This is a genomic window from Thermobifida sp. (assembly GCF_017577275.1).
In the GTDB taxonomy this organism is placed as follows: Bacteria; Actinomycetota; Actinomycetes; order Streptosporangiales; family Streptosporangiaceae; genus Thermobifida; species Thermobifida fusca.
The window spans coordinates 101,949-117,891 of the sequence record NZ_PITY01000017.1 but is presented as its reverse complement, the minus strand read 5'-3'; the positions used below and the strand labels follow the sequence as shown (position 1 = coordinate 117,891).

14 protein-coding genes are annotated in these 15,943 nt (G+C 67.4%); all 14 read right to left on the bottom strand.

All coding sequences use genetic code 11. From position 1 onward, the window contains the following. Positions 1-79: 79 nt before the first annotated feature. Positions 80-1,729 carry an NADH-quinone oxidoreductase subunit NuoN gene (gene nuoN / locus CW348_RS03830; RefSeq protein WP_104612669.1) on the bottom strand — a complete coding sequence of 550 codons (1,650 nt, stop codon included), beginning with the start codon at positions 1,727-1,729 and terminating at the stop codon, positions 80-82. Further along, a complete protein-coding gene (locus CW348_RS03825; protein ID WP_011293106.1) occupies positions 1,726-3,291 on the bottom strand; it encodes an NADH-quinone oxidoreductase subunit M in 1,566 nt (521 codons plus the stop codon). The genes nuoN and CW348_RS03825 overlap by 4 nt, the downstream gene beginning before the upstream one ends. A 50-nt stretch (positions 3,292-3,341) precedes the next feature. After that, positions 3,342-5,288 carry an NADH-quinone oxidoreductase subunit L gene (gene nuoL / locus CW348_RS03820; RefSeq protein WP_104612668.1) on the bottom strand — a complete coding sequence of 649 codons (1,947 nt, stop codon included), beginning with the start codon at positions 5,286-5,288 and terminating at the stop codon, positions 3,342-3,344. An 18-nt stretch (positions 5,289-5,306) separates the two neighbouring features. Next, positions 5,307-5,606, bottom strand: a complete 300-nt coding sequence (gene nuoK / locus CW348_RS03815) for an NADH-quinone oxidoreductase subunit NuoK (RefSeq protein WP_016189259.1) — start codon at positions 5,604-5,606, stop codon at positions 5,307-5,309. Then, entirely contained in the window at positions 5,594-6,454 is an 861-nt protein-coding gene (locus tag CW348_RS03810) for an NADH-quinone oxidoreductase subunit J (RefSeq protein WP_104612667.1), read from the bottom strand. Before CW348_RS03810 ends, nuoK begins: the two co-directional genes overlap by 13 nt. Further along, on the bottom strand, positions 6,451-7,002 hold the full coding sequence (gene nuoI, locus CW348_RS03805; RefSeq protein WP_011293110.1) for an NADH-quinone oxidoreductase subunit NuoI: 552 nt from the start codon (positions 7,000-7,002) through the stop codon (positions 6,451-6,453). The genes CW348_RS03810 and nuoI overlap by 4 nt, the downstream gene beginning before the upstream one ends. Further along, a complete protein-coding gene (nuoH, locus tag CW348_RS03800) occupies positions 6,995-8,353 on the bottom strand; it encodes an NADH-quinone oxidoreductase subunit NuoH (RefSeq protein WP_011293111.1) in 1,359 nt (452 codons plus the stop codon). The genes nuoI and nuoH overlap by 8 nt, the downstream gene beginning before the upstream one ends. Beyond that, a complete protein-coding gene (locus CW348_RS03795) occupies positions 8,350-10,833 on the bottom strand; it encodes an NADH-quinone oxidoreductase subunit G (RefSeq protein ID WP_011293112.1) in 2,484 nt (827 codons plus the stop codon). Before CW348_RS03795 ends, nuoH begins: the two co-directional genes overlap by 4 nt. Then, complete coding sequence (nuoF, locus tag CW348_RS03790) at positions 10,833-12,149, bottom strand: NADH-quinone oxidoreductase subunit NuoF (protein WP_011293113.1); 1,317 nt, start codon at positions 12,147-12,149, stop codon at positions 10,833-10,835. Before nuoF ends, CW348_RS03795 begins: the two co-directional genes overlap by 1 nt. Further along, positions 12,146-12,865, bottom strand: a complete 720-nt coding sequence (nuoE, locus tag CW348_RS03785) for an NADH-quinone oxidoreductase subunit NuoE (RefSeq protein ID WP_011293114.1) — start codon at positions 12,863-12,865, stop codon at positions 12,146-12,148. Before nuoE ends, nuoF begins: the two co-directional genes overlap by 4 nt. Continuing rightward, a complete protein-coding gene (locus CW348_RS03780; RefSeq protein WP_011293115.1) occupies positions 12,862-14,166 on the bottom strand; it encodes an NADH-quinone oxidoreductase subunit D in 1,305 nt (434 codons plus the stop codon). The genes nuoE and CW348_RS03780 overlap by 4 nt, the downstream gene beginning before the upstream one ends. Further along, on the bottom strand, positions 14,163-14,921 hold the full coding sequence (locus tag CW348_RS03775; protein WP_016189261.1) for an NADH-quinone oxidoreductase subunit C: 759 nt from the start codon (positions 14,919-14,921) through the stop codon (positions 14,163-14,165). Before CW348_RS03775 ends, CW348_RS03780 begins: the two co-directional genes overlap by 4 nt. Further along, a complete protein-coding gene (locus CW348_RS03770; RefSeq protein WP_016189262.1) occupies positions 14,918-15,475 on the bottom strand; it encodes an NADH-quinone oxidoreductase subunit B family protein in 558 nt (185 codons plus the stop codon). The genes CW348_RS03775 and CW348_RS03770 overlap by 4 nt, the downstream gene beginning before the upstream one ends. Before the next feature lie 73 nt (positions 15,476-15,548). Then, positions 15,549-15,908: an NADH-quinone oxidoreductase subunit A gene (locus tag CW348_RS03765; protein ID WP_011293118.1), complete on the bottom strand. Its 360-nt coding sequence runs from the start codon at positions 15,906-15,908 to the stop codon at positions 15,549-15,551. Between the last annotated feature and the right edge of the window lie 35 nt (positions 15,909-15,943).

Below are 15,943 nucleotides of genomic sequence, written 5' to 3'. Positions count from 1 at the left end.
CTCCCGAAACGAACACAAACCGATTCAGAAGTTATCCGACACCGCATCCATGGCCAAAGCCGGTGTCAGGCTTTCCTGCTCACCGAGCAAAGAGACTATCTGCAGCGGTGTGCTCCGCGGCAACCGCCTCGCTCGTCTCCGCGGCCGGCTGCGGGATCACATGCTCCAGCACCGGTCCGGGCAGGATACCCAGGAGCAGGGTGGCCGCAACCCCGAGCCCCACGGTAGTGCCGGTGAGGATCCCCGGCTTCAGGACGCGGGGGGCGTTCTCCGCGGGTTCCGCGAAGAACATCAGCACGATGATGCGCACGTAGAAGAACGCGGTCACCGCGCTGCTGAGCACACCCACAACCACCAGCGGGGTCGCTCCAGCCGCCACCGCCGCCTCGAACACCGCGAACTTGCCGATGAAGCCGCTGGTCAAGGGGATACCGGCGAAGGCGAGCAGGAACAGGCCCAGGGAGGCGGCCAGGAACGGCGAGGTGCGTCCCAGCCCAGCCCACTGGGTCAGGTCGCCAGCCTCGGCCCCGTTGTCGGGGTTGCGCACCAAGGTGACGATGGCGAAGGCGCCCACGGTGGTGAAACCGTACGCGGCCAAGTAGAACATGGCCCCGGTCAGGCCGTCGGCGTTGGCCGCCACGACCGCGGTGAGGATGAAGCCCGCGTGCACCACCGAGGAGTAGGCCAGAAGCCGCTTGATGTCACGCTGGGTCACCGCGATGACCGCGGCAACCACCATGGTGAGAATTGCCACGACCCACAGCATGGGCCGCCACTGCGCCACCGCGGTGCCGAAGGCGACGTAGAACACCCGGAGCATGGCGCCGAACGCGGCGACCAGGGTGCCGGAGGCCATGAGCGCGGTGATCGGGGTGGGAGCGCCCTGGTAGACGTCGGGCTTCCAGTTGTGGAAGGGCACCGTTCCCACCTTGAACAGCATGCCGACGCCGATCATCGCGATACCGATGAGCAGCAGTGGCTCGCCGCCGTCGATCAGCCCGCCGGAGCTTCCCGCCGCGCGGACGGCGGCGAACTCCACCGCGCCCGCGTAGCCGTACACCATGGCGATGCCGAACAGGAAGAACGCCGAGGAGAACGCGCCCAGCAGGAAGTACTTGAGCGCGGCTTCCTGGGAGAACAGGCGGCGACGCCGAGCCAGCCCGCACAGCAGGTACAGCGGGAGGCTCATCACCTCCAAGGCGATGAACATGGTGAGGAAGTCGTTCGCGGCCGTGAACAACTGCATGCCCAGCACCGCGAACATCACCAGCGGGTAGACCTCGGTGTGCTGGCTGCCGGCGAGCACGTGCGCCCGCTCTTCCTCACTGCCCGGTACCGCGGCGGCCTGCCCGGTGAACGCGCTCTCCCCGTCCCGCCGCTCGGCGATCAGCAGCAGGCTGGCCAGTGCCAGCGCCAGGATGACGCCTTGGAAGAACAGGGAAGGCCGGTCCACCACCACGGTGGCGAAGGCCAGGGTGAGGCCCGCGCTGTCGGCGGGCAGCGCACCCACTTGAACGAGGGTGAGCACGAAGGCGACACCGACCGCGACCATGGCGAGCGCCGTCTGGATGCTGTAGCGGCGCTGTGCCGGCACGAACGCTTCGACGATGACGCCGATTACGCCGGCCGCGAAGACCACGAGCAGTGGCGACAGCAGCCAGTAGTCGAGGTCGGGCGCCTGGGTGGTGACTGTCGGAAGTGTGGTCTCCGACAGGCTCAGCGGAATCATTCGTCTGCTCCTTCCTGGCCGCTGGCCTGGTCAACACCCACCGCCGGAGCGGGGTCGCTGACATCGACCTGCTGCATGGTGTGCTCCACCGCGGGGTTGATCACGTTCAGCAGCGGCTGCGGGAAGACCCCGAAGAGGATGATGACGGCGACGAGTGGGGCCACGGCCCACAGTTCGCGACCGGAAAGGTCCTTCACCCCTGCCAGCTTCTCCCGGAGCGGTCCGGTCATCGTGCGCTGGTACAGCCACAGGATGTAGAGGGCGGCCAGGACCACGCCGATGGTGGCGATGATCGCAGGCACCGGAAGGACCGTGAAGGTACCGACGAACACCAGGAACTCGCTGACGAACGGGGAGAGTCCTGGGAGCGCCAGGCTGGACAGGCCGACCACGAGGAAGGTTCCGGCGAGCACCGGGGCCGCCTTCTGCAGGCCGCCGTAGTCGGCGATCTGCGCGGAACCGTTGTTGCGGGCGATGAGGAAGCCCGCGAGGAGGAACAGCGCGCCGGTGGAGAAGCCGTGGTTGACCATGTACAGCGCGGCACCCGACTGGCCCTGCGAGGTCATCGCGAAGATGCCCAGCGTGATGAAGCCGAAGTGGGACACCGAGGTGTAGGCGATGAGGCGGAGCATGTCGCTCTGCCCGATCGCCACGATCGCGCCGTAGATGATGCTGACCAGGCTGAGGACGACCACCGGCCAGACGAACCACTTGGCGGCGCCGGGGAACAGTTCCAGGCAGTACCGCAGCATGCCGTAGGTGCCGACCTTGTCGAGCACGCCCACGAGCAGCACCGCGGTGCCCGGGCGGGCGCTGCCGGCCGCGGTGGGCAGCCACGTGTGCACCGGCCACATCGGGGCCTTGATGGCGAACGCCACGAAGAACCCGAGGAACAGCCAGCGGGCTGCGCCAGTGTCGACACCGGCGAGCAGCCCCTCCGGTCCGGCCAGTTCGCTCCACAGGAAGGTGCCGTTGCCGGCCTGCGCGCTGTAGGCGTACACGCCGATCACCGAGACCAGCATGAGGAGCCCGCCCGCCAGGCTGTAGAGCAGGAACTTCATCGCGGCGTAGCGGCGGTCCTCGCCCCGGCCGTACCGTCCGATCATGAAGTAGACCGGGATCAGCATGGCCTCGAACAGCACGTAGAAGAGGAAGACGTCGATCGCGGCGAAGACCCCGATCATCATCGCTTCGAGCAGCAGGATGAGGGCGAAGTAGCCCTTGCCGCGGTCTGCGGCTTCCTCCTGCTCCTTCCAGGCTGCGAGCACCACGAGCGGCACCAGCAGCGCGGACAGGACGATCAGGGTGAGCGCGATGCCGTCGACGCCCACCGCGTAGTGCACGCCGAAGCGCGCGATCCACGGGTGGACCTCGGTGAACTGCAGGCGGTCACCGCTCGGGTCGAAGTTCAGCGCCATCGCGCCGACAATGGCGAGCACGACCAGCGTGCAGGCCAGGGTGACCCGTTTGGCGAGTTCCACCCGCTCGCGTGGAATGAGTGCCACGATCAGCGATCCCAGCGCGGGAAGCGCGATCGCGAGTGTCAGCCAGGGGATGGTCATTGGTTCAGATCCTCACCTGCTGGTCTGGTGTGCGGCGGGAGTCGGGGTGTCTACGCAAGGTTCACCCCCAACGTGGTGACCACGACGACGGCCGCGCCGAAGAGCATGGTCAGCGCGTAGCTGCGGGCGAACCCGGTCTGGGTGAGCCGCAGGTTCTCCGAGGCTGCGCGGACCGAACGGGCGATCCCGGTGACGACACCGTCGACACCGTGGTCGTCGAAGGCGACGGTGGCCCTGGTGAGCTGCTGGCCGGGCCGCATGAACAGGCCTTCGTTGATGGCGTTGCCGTACAGCTCCTCCCGGGCGGCGACCGTGATGAAGTTGCCCTTGGGTGCCGTGACCGGGACCTTGTCGTTGGCGTAGCGCACCCATGCGTACGCCACACCCACGATCATGAGCACCAGCGTGGCCAGCGAGTACGGGCTGGTCAGCATGTGGACCAGGTCGAACTCGTGCGCGGGGGCCCCCACCACGGGCGCGAGGAAGTTCGCGAGGGTGTAGTTGACCACCAGCACCGCGCCGAGTGCCGCCGAGCCGATGGCCAGGATGATCATCGGGACCGTCATGACAGCCGGGGACTCGTGCGGATTCGCGTCCTTAGCCCAGCGCTTCGTACCGAAGAAGGTGAGGAACATGATCCGCGACATGTAGAAGGCGGTGAGCCCGGCGCCGAGCACGGTGACCCAGCCCAGGATCTGGCCGGTGAGGCCGCCGGAGTCGAACGCCGCCTGGATGATGCCTTCCTTCGTCCACCAGCCGGACAGGAACGGCACGCCGATGATGGCGAGGTAGCCGACGCCGAAGGTGGCGAAGGTGACCGGCATGACGGTGCGCAGGCCGCCGTAGCGGCGCATGTCGACTTCGTCGTTCATGGCGTGCATGACCGACCCGGCGCCGAGGAACAGCCCGGCCTTGAAGAAGCCGTGCGTGACCAGGTGGGCGATGGCGGCGGCGTAGCCGATCGGTCCCAGGCCGGCGGCCAGGGTCATGTAGCCGATCTGGCTCATGGTGGAACCGGCCAGCGCCTTCTTGATGTCGTCCTTGGCACACCCGATGATCGCACCGGCGAGCAGGGTGGCCGCACCGACGATCGTGACCACCAGTTGCGCAGTGGGCGCGGCTTCGAAGATCGGTCCGGACCGCACGATGAGGTAGACACCGGCGGTGACCATGGTGGCGGCGTGGATGAGCGCCGACACCGGGGTGGGGCCCTCCATCGCGTCGAGCAGCCACGCCTGGAGCGGAAGCTGCGCCGACTTACCGCAGGCGCCCAGCAGCAACAGCAGTCCCACCGCGGTCATGAGCCCGCGGCCGGCGCCGTCCACCGACTCGAACACGGGGTGGAAGGTGACCGTGCCGAAGGTGGTGAACAGCAGCATGATCGAGACGAGGAGGCCGATGTCGCCGACCCGGTTGATGAGGAACGCCTTCTTGGCGGCGACTGCTGCTGCCGGCTTGTGCTGCCAGAACCCGATCAGCAGGTAGGAAGCGAGGCCGACACCTTCCCAGCCGAGGAACAGCACCGCGTAGTTGTCGGCGAGGACCAGCACCAGCATGGCCGCGACGAACAGGTTGAGGTAGGCGAAGAAGCGCCTCCGGTTCTCGTCGTGCGCCATGTAGCCCACCGAGTAGATGTGGATGAGCGATCCCACACCGGTGATGAGCAGTGCGAACGTCATCGACAGCGGGTCGATGAGCAGGCTCAGGTCGATGTCGAAGGTGCCGACCTTGATCCACTGGTAGACGTGGACTGTGACACTGCGCTCTTCCGGAGCGCGTCCCAAAAGCTGTCCGAGGCTCAGGACCGCCCAGACGAAGCTGGAGAGCGCTGCCGCGATGGCAAGCCAGTGCCCCCAGGCGTTGGTGCGCTTGCCGCCCAGCAGCAGGACGGCCGCGCCCAGCAGAGGCAGGGCGATCATGAGCCAGGCGTAGGAGAGTACCCCGCCGTCGGCCGCGGTCGTGGCCGCGTACCCGCCGGCGGCCAGCGTGGACGTCATCGTCGTCGTGCCCCCGCCCTAGTTCTTGAGCAGGTTGGCGTCGTCGATCGACGCGGACCTGCGGGTTCGGAAGATCTGCATGATGATGGCCAGTCCCACCACGACCTCGGCCGCAGCGACCACCATCACGAAGAACGCGATCACTTGGCCTTCGATGCCTCCGTGCATCCGCGCGAAGGCGACAAAAGCGAGGTTGCAGGCGTTGAGCATCAGCTCCACGCACATGAACACGATGATCGCGTTGCGCCGCACCAGGACGCCCACGGCGCCGATGGTGAACACGATCGCCGCGAGCACGATGTAGTTCATCGGGTCCACGAGCTCTCGTCCTCCCGTTGCTCGTCGCCGTTGGAGGCCTGTGCGTCCGGTCGACCACCCGATTCGGGGATCGCGCCGATCGAGTACCTCATGTCTTCAGGGACCCCGTGCTGGTCCTCGAGGTTGCGCGCGGCCAGCACCGGGTTGATCGAGAGTTCCGAGACCGACCCGTCAGGCAGCAGCGCGGGCATGTCGATGGCGTTGTGCCGGGCGTAGGTGCCCGGTCCGGGCAGCGGAGTGGGGTGGCCGCTGCGGATCCGGTCCATCGACATCTGCTTCTGGGTGCGCTTCTTCTTGGTGCGGACGGCGTGGGCCAGCACCAGGGCGCCGAGGACCGCGGTGATGAGGAGGGCCCCGGTCGCTTCGAAGGCGATGACGTAGCGGTAGATGATCTCGCTGGCGAGCCACGGGATGCTGCCGCCCGCGGCGGCGACCCCGGCGCTCAACCCGACGGGCTCACCCGCCACGATGCTGCTCAGCCCGCTGACGAGCGGGACGAGGAAGCACAGGGCGATCACCGCGGTCAGGAGCCGGTGCCCGCGGATCGTCTCTACGAGGGAGTCGGAGGAGCTGACGCCCACCAGCATGAGGACGAACAGGAAGAGCATCAGCACGGCGCCGGTGTAGACGACGATCTGCACGACCATCAGGAACGGCGCCTCGTTGATCCCGTAGAAGACGGCGAGGCCGATCATCACCACGGCCATCATGAGCGCGGAGTAGACAGCCCGGCGGCTGAACACTACTCCGAGCGCGGCGAGCACCACGATGGAGCCCAGGATGTAGAAGGTCGCGGTCTCACCGCCGCCAATGGCGGCGGCCGTTGTTTGAAGCGGAACGATGTTCACTGAACAGCCTCGCTGTTCTGCTCGTCGGCACGGGCCGCCGCGTTGTCGTCACGTCCGAGCCGGTAGTAGTCCTTCTCGGTCTCGCCGAGCCGCATGGGGTGCGGCGGCGCCTCCATTCCTTGCTGCAGGGGAGCGAGGAGTTGCTCCTTGGTGTAGATGAGGCTTTCGCGGCTGTCGTCGGCGAGCTCGTACTCGTTGGTCATGGTGAGCGCTCGGGTGGGGCACGCCTCGACGCACAGCCCGCACAGAATGCAGCGCAGGTAGTTGATCTGGTAGACGCGCCCGTAGCGCTCACCCGGGGAGTACCGCTCTTCTTCGGTGTTGTCCCCCGCTTCGACGTAGATGGCGTCGGCGGGGCAGGCCCAAGCACACAGTTCGCAGCCGATGCACTTCTCTAGGCCGTCCGGCCAGCGGTTGAGCTGGTGGCGGCCGTGGAAGCGGGGCATCGTGGGTGCCTTGACCTCGGGGTATTCAACGGTCGGCACCTTCTTGAACATGGTGTGGAAGGTGACGCCGAACCCCTTGACGGGATTGAGCCACTCAAGCACCGGAAACCTCCTCACGCTTGGGGGCTGAGGCCGGCTGGTAACGGGGTTCCTCCGCAAGCACGCTGGTGCCGTAGTGCGGAGCGATCATGGGGGGCACGGGGAATCCGCCGTACATCGGGTTCTCCCGGCGTGCCCGCAGCTCGGCCTCGTGTTCGGCGGCCTCCTGCGCCTTGGCCTTCGCCGCGGCACGGCTCCACGCCCACAGTCCGAGGAAGACCAGCAGACCGAACACGCCGACGACGATCGCCGTCACATAGCCCGGGTACTCCTGGTTGTTGAGCACCCGGATGACAGCGACCGCAGTGATCCAGACCAGCTGGATGGGGATGAGGATCTTCCATCCCAGTTTCATGAGCTGGTCGTAGCGGACCCGGGGCAGGGAGCCGCGGACCCAGACGAACAGGAACATCACGCAGACGAACTTGATGAGCCACCACAGCGCAGGCCACCAGCCTTCGTTGGCGCCCGGCCAGAAGGTGGTGATCGGCGGCGGCGCAAGGTACCCGCCGAGGAACAGGGTGACGCTCATCGCCGAGACGGTGACCATGTTGACGTACTCGGCGAGGAAGAACATGGTGAACTTCATCGACGAGTACTCGGTCATGAAGCCGCCGACGAGCTCGCCCTCACCCTCCGGCAGGTCGAAGGGCAGCCGGTTCGTCTCCCCGATCATGGTGATCAGGTAGATCACGAACGACGGGAAGAGGATGACGGCGAACCAGATGTTCTGCTGCGCTTCGACGATTCCCGACGTGCTGAGCGTGCCCGCGTAGATGAACACCGCGATGAAGGAGAGCCCCATCGCGATCTCGTAGCTGATGACCTGGGCGGACGCCCGCAGGCCTCCGAGGAGGGGGTAGGGCGACCGCGAGGCCCACCCGGCGAGCACGATGCCGTAGACGCCGAGGGAGGCGGTGGCCAGGACCAGCAGGACTGCCACGGGCAGGTCGGTCAGTTGCAGCCGGGTCTCCACCCCGAACATGGTGACTTCGGGGCCCACCGGGATCACCGAGAAGGCGAAGAACGCCGGGATCGCGGCGATCATCGGGGCGGCGATGTAGATGACCTTGTCGACGGTGCGGGGGATGAGGTCTTCCTTCAGGGACAGCTTCACACCGTCAGCCAAGGACTGCAGCAGCCCCCACGGACCGAACCGGTTAGGGCCGTGGCGCTGCTGCATGCGGCCCATGACCTTGCGGTCGGCCATGATCATCATCAGCACGCACAGCATGAGGAAGACGAACACGGCCAGGGCCTTGATCAGGATGATCCACCAGGGATCATTGCCGAAGGCGTCCAGCCCCGGTTCGGCGTCCAGAGCTGCCGCACTGACGACAGTCGTCGGTGTCACTTCTCACTCCCAGCACTCGTCGCGGTCTCGACGGGTGTGCCGTTGTCCACGGCCAGGGACACCACGGTCCCCGTGCTCGCGCCGAGGTCGCGCCGGACGGCACAGCCTGCGGCGTTGGTCGGCAGCCACACCACACGGTCCGGCATCTCGGTGATGACGGCCGGGAGGCGCACTGCTCCGGCCGGTCCCTCGACCCGCAGTGTCTGGCCGTCGGCGAGGCCGATCTCGGCGGCGGTGGCAGCCGAGAGGCGGGCGACGGCGGGCCGGGCGGTTCCCGCCAGGTGCGGTTCGCCGTCCTGCATCCGTCCTTGGCCGAGCAACTGGTCCCAGGTGGCCAGGACCGCCTGGCCGGGTTGCGGGATAGCGACGTCGGCGGGGCGGACCACCGGGGTGGGCAGCGGGGTGCCCTTCCAGGCGCCGAGTTCGGCGAGTTCCCGCCGGGCAGCGGCCGGGTCCGGAAGGCCCAGGTGGACGTCCATTTCGTCGGCGATCGCGGCCAGCACCCGCAAGTCGGACATTGCTCCGGGCACTTGCAGCGCGGTGCCGAACGGGCGGCCGCGGCCTTCCCAGTTGACGAACGTGCCGGACTTCTCGGCGACGGCGGCGACCGGGAAGACGACGTCGGCGCGGTCGGTGACGTTGCTGGCCCGCAGTTCCAGGCTGACGATGAACGGCACCTTCGCCAGAGCGGCTCGGGCTGCCTCCGGGTCGGGCAGGTCGTCCAGGTCGACGCCTGCGATGACCAGGGCGTCGAGCTCTCCGGCTGCTGCGGCGGCGAGGATGCCCGCGGTGTCGCGGCCCTCGGTAGCCGGCAGGTCGGAGACCGCCCAAACGCGGGCGACTTCGGCCCGGGCGACCGCGTCCGTGACGGGACGGCCGACCGGCAGCAGGTTGGGCAGCGCACCGGCTTCGATGGCTCCCCGGTCACCGGCGCGGCGGGGCACCCAGGCCAGGCGGGCACCGGTGGTGTCGGCGAGGCGGGCCACCGCGGACAGTGCCCCGGGCACTTCAGCAAGCCGCTCCCCGGCCAGGATGACGGCGCCCGGAGAGTGCAGGGCTTCCAGCGCTTCGGGGGCCACCGTGCCCAGGGAGGTCATGGCGCTGGCCTCACCGCCGGGAACCGTGGGAATCAGGGTTCCGTTGGTCTTGGTCAGGCCGCGGCTGGCGTAGGGCGCGATCGAGAACACTCGGGTGCCGTTCTTGCGGGCCGCCTTGCGCAGCCGCAGGAAGACGATGGGCGACTCGTCTTCGGGTTCGAAGCCGACGAGGAGGACGGCGGGCGCCTTCTCCAGGTCGGTGTAGGTGACTTCGATGCCGTGCCCGGCGACCCGGGCGGCGAGGAATTCGGCTTCCTCAGCCGAGTGGGGGCGGGCCCGGAAGTCGATGTCGTTGGTGTGCAGCGCGACCCGGGCGAACTTGGCGTAAGCGTAGGCGTCTTCCAGGGTGAGCCGTCCGCCGGTGAGCACACCCACCCGGCCGCGGGCGGCGGCCAGGCCGCGGGCGGCCACCTGGAGGGCCTCCGGCCAGGACGCGGCTTCCAGGGCGCGGCTGTCCTCGTCCCGCACCAGCGGGTGCTTGAGCCGGTCGGGCTGGGTGGCGTAGGTGAACGCCCACCGGCCCTTGTCGCAGTTCCACTCTTCGTTGACCTGGGGGTCGTCCCCGGCCAGGCGCCGGGTGACCTTGCCGCGCCGGTGGTCGGTGCGCTGGGCGCAGCCGGACGCGCAGTGTTCGCAGACGCTGGGCGTGGACACCAGGTCGAACGGGCGGGCGCGGAACCGGTAGGCGGCTCCGGTGAGGGCGCCGACCGGACAGATCTGCACGGTGTTGCCGGAGAAGTAGGACTGAAAGGGCTGTCCTTCGGCGATGCCCACCTGCTCCTTGGCGCCGCGTTCCATCAGGTCGATGAACGGGTCACCGGCGATCTGCGCGGAGAAGCGGGTGCAGCGGGCGCACTGGATGCAGCGCTCCCGGTCCAGCAGGATCTGCGTGGACAGCGGGATCGGCTTGGGGAAGGTCCGCTTGACGTCGACGAACCGGCTCTCGCCCTGCCCGTGGGACAGCGCCTGGTTCTGCAGCGGGCATTCACCGCCCTTGTCGCAGATCGGGCAGTCCAGCGGGTGGTTGATGAGCAGGAACTCCATGACACCGCGCTGAGCTTTCTCCGCCACCGGAGAGGTCAGCTGGGTCTTGACGACCATGCCGTCCGTGACGGTGATGGTGCAGGAGGCCTGCGGTTTGGGCATGCCGCGCCCGTTGCCCATGTCGGTGATCTCCACCAGGCACTGGCGGCAGGCACCGACCGGGTCGAGCAGCGGGTGGTCGCAGAACCGCGGGATCTGGATGCCGAGCAGTTCGGCCGCCCGGATCAGCAGGGTGCCCTTGGGAACCTGGATTTCGAAACCGTCGATGGTAACGGTGACGAGGTCCTCTGGCGGCACTGCGGGGGATCCGCCCGCGGAGGTGTTGGTCGTGACTGTCATCAGGCGTCCTCTTCCACGGACTCATTCGCCCAGCGAGTGGTGCGCTGGTACGGGAACAGCTCCCACGCGGGAGTGTGGGTTCCCGCGATGAACTCCTCCCGGAAGTACTTGATCGCCGAGGTCACCGAGCTGGTCGCACCGTCCCCGAGCGCGCAGAAGGAGCGCCCGAGCAGGTTGTCGCAGATGTCGAGCAGCGTGTCGATGTCCTCTTGGGTCCCCTTGCCTGCTTCGATACGGCGCAGGACTTGGACCATCCAGTAGTTGCCTTCGCGGCACGGAGTGCACTTGCCGCAGGACTCGTGCGCGTAGAACTCGATCCAGCCGCGCACGACCCGGACGACCGAGGTGGTTTCGTCGAAGATCTGCAGCGCGCGGGTGCCGAGCATGGAGCCCGCTCCGCCGACCGACTCGAAGTCCAGGGGGATGTCGATGTGCTCCTCGGTGAAGATCGGGGTGGAGGAGCCACCGGGGGTCCAGAACTTGAGCCGGTGCCCGTCGCGGATACCGCCGGCCATCTCGAGCAGTTCGCGCAAGGTCACGCCGAGCGGGGCCTCGTACTGGCCGGGCCGCTTGACGTGGCCGGACAGGGAGAAGAAGCCGAAGCCGGCGGACTTCTCCGTGCCCATGGACTTGAACCACTCGGCGCCGTTGGCGACGATGCTCGGCACGGTGGCGATGGATTCGACGTTGTTCACCACGGTGGGTGAGGCGTACAGACCTGCGACGGCGGGGAACGGCGGCTTGAGGCGAGGCTGGCCGCGGTAGCCCTCGAGCGAGTCCAGCAGGGCGGTCTCCTCACCGCAGATGTAGGCGCCCGCCCCGGCGTGGACGACGACGTCGAGGTCGAAGCCGCTGCCGAGGATGTCCTTACCGAGCAGCCCGGCCTCGTAGGCTTCGGCGACGGCGTGCCGCAGCCGCCGGATGACGTGCAGGACCTCCCCGCGGACGTAGATGAAGGCCTGGTGGCTGTTGATCGCGTAGGCGGAGATGATGACGCCTTCGATGAGCGCGTGCGGGTTGGCCATCATCAGCGGGATGTCTTTGCAGGTGCCGGGCTCAGACTCGTCGGCGTTGACGACGAGGTAGCGCGGCTTGGGGTTGTCCTTGGGGAGGAAACCCCACTTCATCCCGGTGGGGAAGCCGGCACCGCCGCGGCCGCGCAGGCCGGAGGCCTTGACCATCTCGACGATGGCGTCGGGCTCCATGGTCAGGGCCTTGCGCAGCGCCTCGTAGCCACCGTTCTCCCGGTAGGCGTCGAGGGTGTAGGAGTCCGGGCGGTCCCAGTTGCGGGACAGCACGGGGGTCAGCGTCGTCACTTGGTCCCCTCCTCATCGGCCGCGGCAGCCGTGTCTGCCGGGTCGGGTGCCTGCCAGCCGCGTTCCTTGGCCAGCCGGAGCCCGGCCAGGGAGGGTTCTCCGGCCTGCGGGCCCTCGGTGGCGCGGCCGTCGTCGAACCCTGCCAGGACCCGGGAGGCCTGCTTCCAGGTGCACAGGCGGTTGGGGCCGCGGGTCGGCTTGACGTCCTTGCCCAGGCGCAGGTCGTCGACGATCTTCTTCATCGACTCGGGGGTCTGGTTGTCGAAGAACTCCCAGTTGATCATGACCACGGGAGCGAAGTCGCAGGCGGCGTTGCACTCCACGTGCTCCAGGGAGATCTTTCCGTCCTCGGTGACCCCGTCGTTCTCTACACCCAGGTGCTCCTTGAGCGCGGAGTAGATCTCATCGCCGCCCATGACCGCGCACAGCGGGTTGGTGCACACGCCCACGTGGTATTCACCGACTGGGCGGCGCTTGTACATGGTGTAGAACGTGGCGACCGCGGTGACCTCTGCGGTGGTGAGGCCGAGCTGTTCGGCGCAGAAGGCGATGCCGTCGTTGCTCACGTAGCCCTCTTCCGACTGCACGAGGTGCAGCAGCGGAAGCAGTGCCGAGCGCGCCTTGGGGTAACGGGAGATGATCTCCTTGGCGTCGAGTTCCAGGCGGGCACGGTTCTCCCCGCTGAAGATCGGATTGGGCTTGGGGGGAGTACTCATCGGTCCACGCCTCCCATCACGGGGTCGATGCTGGCTACAGCGGCGATGACGTCGGCGACGGTACCGCCTTCGCACATGGCCGCCACAGCTTGGAGATTGGTGAACGAGGGGTCCCGGAAGTGCACCCGGTAGGGGCGGGGACCGCCGTCGCTGACCGCGAAGCAGCCGAGTTCGCCCTTGGGGCTTTCCACCGCTGCGTAGGCCTGGCCCGGGGGCACCCGGAAGCCTTCGGTGACGAGCTTGAAGTGGTGGATGAGGGCTTCCATGGAGCCGCCCTTGCCCATGATGTGGGCGATGTGGGACGGCGCGTTGCCCATGCCGTCGGGGCCGAGGGCGAGCTGGGCGGGCCAGCCGATCTTGGGGTCTTCGATCATCACCGGGCCCGGCTTGAGCTTGTCCAGGCACTGCTCGATGATCTTGAGACTCTGCTCGATCTCGGCCATTCGCACCCGGTAGCGGGCGTAGACGTCGGCACCGTCCGAGACCGGGATGTCGAACTCGTAGTTCTCGTAGCCGCAGTAGGGCTTGGCCTTGCGCAGGTCCCAGGGCAGGCCCGCGGCGCGCAGGATCGGGCCGGTGACGCCCAGCGCGAGGCATCCGGTGACGTCCAGGTAGGCCACGTCCCGGGTGCGGGCCAGGTAGATGGGGTTGGCGTCGAGAAGCTTGCGCATGTCCTTCAGCCGCTTGGGCATCTCGGTGAGGAGTTCGCGCACCTTCCCGACCGTGCCGGGCGGAAGGTCCTGGGCCACGCCGCCGGGGCGGATGTACGCGTGGTTCATGCGCAGCCCGGTGACCATCTCGAAGATGTCCAGGACCATTTCCCGTTCCCGGAACCCGTTGGTCATGACGGTGGTGGCGCCCAGCTCCATGCCAAACGTCGCCATCGCCACGAAGTGGGAGGAGATCCGGTTCAGCTCCATCATCATCACGCGGATGACGTTGGCGCGTTCCGGGACCTGGTCGGTGATGCCCAGCAGCTTCTCCACTGCCAGGCAGTAGGCCGTCTCGTTGAACAGCGGCGTGAGGTAGTCCATGCGAGTCACGAACGTGGTGCCTTGAGTCCACGTCCGGTACTCCATGTTCTTTTCGATACCGGTGTGCAGGTAGCCGATGCCGACTCGGGCCTCGGTGACGGTCTCGCCGTCCAAGGTGAGGATGAGCCGGAGCACGCCGTGGGTGGAGGGGTGCTGGGGCCCCATGTTGATGACGAGACGGTCGGTCTGGCTCCGCTGGGCCGCGGCGACCACCTCGTCCCAGTCGCCTCCGGAGGCATCGACGTAGGTCTCGGTTGGAGTGGTCATGCGTACGACCTCCGCTGGTCCGGCGGGGGAACCTTGGCCCCGCGGTACTCGACCGGAATTCCGCCCAGCGGGTAGTCCTTGCGCTGGGGATGGCCGTGCCAGTCGTCGGGCATGTGGATACGGGTGAGGGCGGGGTGGCCGTCGAAGATGATCCCGAAGAAGTCCCAGGCCTCTCGTTCGTGCCAGTCGTTGGTGGGGTAGACGCTCACGATCGAGGGGATGTGCGGGTCCGAGTCGGGGCAGCTCACTTCGAGCCGGATCTCGTAGTTGTGCGTGATGGAGCGCAACGCGTAGACGGCGTGCAGTTCGTTGCCCTCATCCTCGGGGTAGTGGACCCCGGTGACCCCCAGGCACAGTTCGAAACGGAGCGCCGGATCGTCGCGCAGCCGGGTGGCCACGTCCAGCAGGTGTTCGCGTCGCACGTGGAAGGTGATCTCGCCGCGGTCCACCACGACCCGGCTGATCGCGGTGTCGTAGGGTGTCCCGATCTCTTTCAGGGAGCGTTCGAGCGCGTCGGCGACTTCGTCGAAGTAGGCCGTGCGCGGGTCGCTGGGGTCGCTGTAGGGACGCTGGGCGGCGGCGGGCACGTGCCGGTAGACGCGCAGCCGTCCGTAGCCGGACGTGTCGCCGGTGGTTTTGGCACCGAACATGCCCATGCGGGCGATCGGCGAATTGATGCGCTGCGTCCCCAGCTCTCTGGGAAGGTTGTCCTTTTCTGGTAGGTTAGGCTTGCCTTGCTGCCCGTTGGAGGTCATCGGGTGGCTTCCTCCGTCTGCTGGATCAGCGGCAGCGCCCGCAGGCGTCGCTGCTCCAGTTCCTCGATCTCACGTTCGCGGTGCACGCCGAGCTTGGTGTTCTGGACCTTGTCGTGCAGCTTGAGGATGGCGTCCAACAGCATCTCAGGGCGCGGCGGACAACCTGGGAGGTAGATATCCACCGGCACGATGTGGTCGACGCCCTGCACGATGGCGTAGTTGTTGAACATGCCGCCGCTCGAGGCGCATACGCCCATGGCGATGACCCACTTGGGCTCCGCCATCTGGTCGTAGATGGTGCGCAGCACCGGGGCCATCTTCTGGCTCACTCGGCCGGCCACGATCATCAGGTCCGCTTGGCGAGGCGTGGCGGAGAAGCGCTCCATACCGAAGCGCGCGATGTCGAAGCGCGGGCCGCCGACCGCCATCATCTCGATGGCGCAGCAGGCAAGGCCGAAGGTCGCGGGCCACATGGAGGTCTTGCGGACGAAACCGACGATCTGTTCGACCGTGGTGAGCAGGACTCCACTGGGCAGCTTCTCTTCGAGGCCCATCAGTCGAACCCCCTTTCCGGTTCTGCAGTCTCAGTGGGACGACTGGGGATCAGGTGCGGGCTGGTCATGCGGATCAGTTCCATTCGAGGCCGCCGCGGCGCCATTCGTAGGCGTAGGCGATCGAGACGTTGACGAGGAACAGGATCATCACGACCAGGCCGAAGATCCCGAGCGCGTCGAGGTGCACCGCCCAGGGCACTAGGAAGATGACCTCGATGTCGAAGACGATGAACAACATCGCCGTCAGGTAGTACTTGATCGTGAACCGACCGCCGCCCACGGGCTGGGGAGTGGGTTCGATCCCGCACTCGTAGGCCTGGAGTTTGGTGCGGTTGTAGCGTTTAGGCCCGGCGATCGCTCCGACGATCATCGAGACGATCACGAAGGCAGCGCCGATACCGCCGAGTACGAAGATGGGGGTGTACAGCTCCATCGGCTAGCCGCTCCCTTGGTGTTGTGCACGGAAGA

What these genes read in the sequence shown, in the direction of transcription:
- CW348_RS03795 (WP_011293112.1), bottom strand. Translation starts at nt 10,833, where the DNA reads ATGACAGTCACGACCAACACCTCCGCGGGCGGATCCCCCGCAGTGCCG.
- nuoE (WP_011293114.1), bottom strand. Translation starts at nt 12,865, where the DNA reads ATGAGTACTCCCCCCAAGCCCAATCCGATCTTCAGCGGGGAGAACCGT.
- CW348_RS03770 (WP_016189262.1), bottom strand. Translation starts at nt 15,475, where the DNA reads ATGGGCCTCGAAGAGAAGCTGCCCAGTGGAGTCCTGCTCACCACGGTC.
- CW348_RS03780 (WP_011293115.1), bottom strand. Translation starts at nt 14,166, where the DNA reads ATGACCACTCCAACCGAGACCTACGTCGATGCCTCCGGAGGCGACTGG.
- CW348_RS03825 (WP_011293106.1), bottom strand. Translation starts at nt 3,291, where the DNA reads ATGACCATCCCCTGGCTGACACTCGCGATCGCGCTTCCCGCGCTGGGA.
- nuoN (WP_104612669.1), bottom strand. Translation starts at nt 1,729, where the DNA reads ATGATTCCGCTGAGCCTGTCGGAGACCACACTTCCGACAGTCACCACC.
- CW348_RS03765 (WP_011293118.1), bottom strand. Translation starts at nt 15,908, where the DNA reads ATGGAGCTGTACACCCCCATCTTCGTACTCGGCGGTATCGGCGCTGCC.
- CW348_RS03775 (WP_016189261.1), bottom strand. Translation starts at nt 14,921, where the DNA reads ATGACCTCCAACGGGCAGCAAGGCAAGCCTAACCTACCAGAAAAGGAC.
- nuoL (WP_104612668.1), bottom strand. Translation starts at nt 5,288, where the DNA reads ATGACGTCCACGCTGGCCGCCGGCGGGTACGCGGCCACGACCGCGGCC.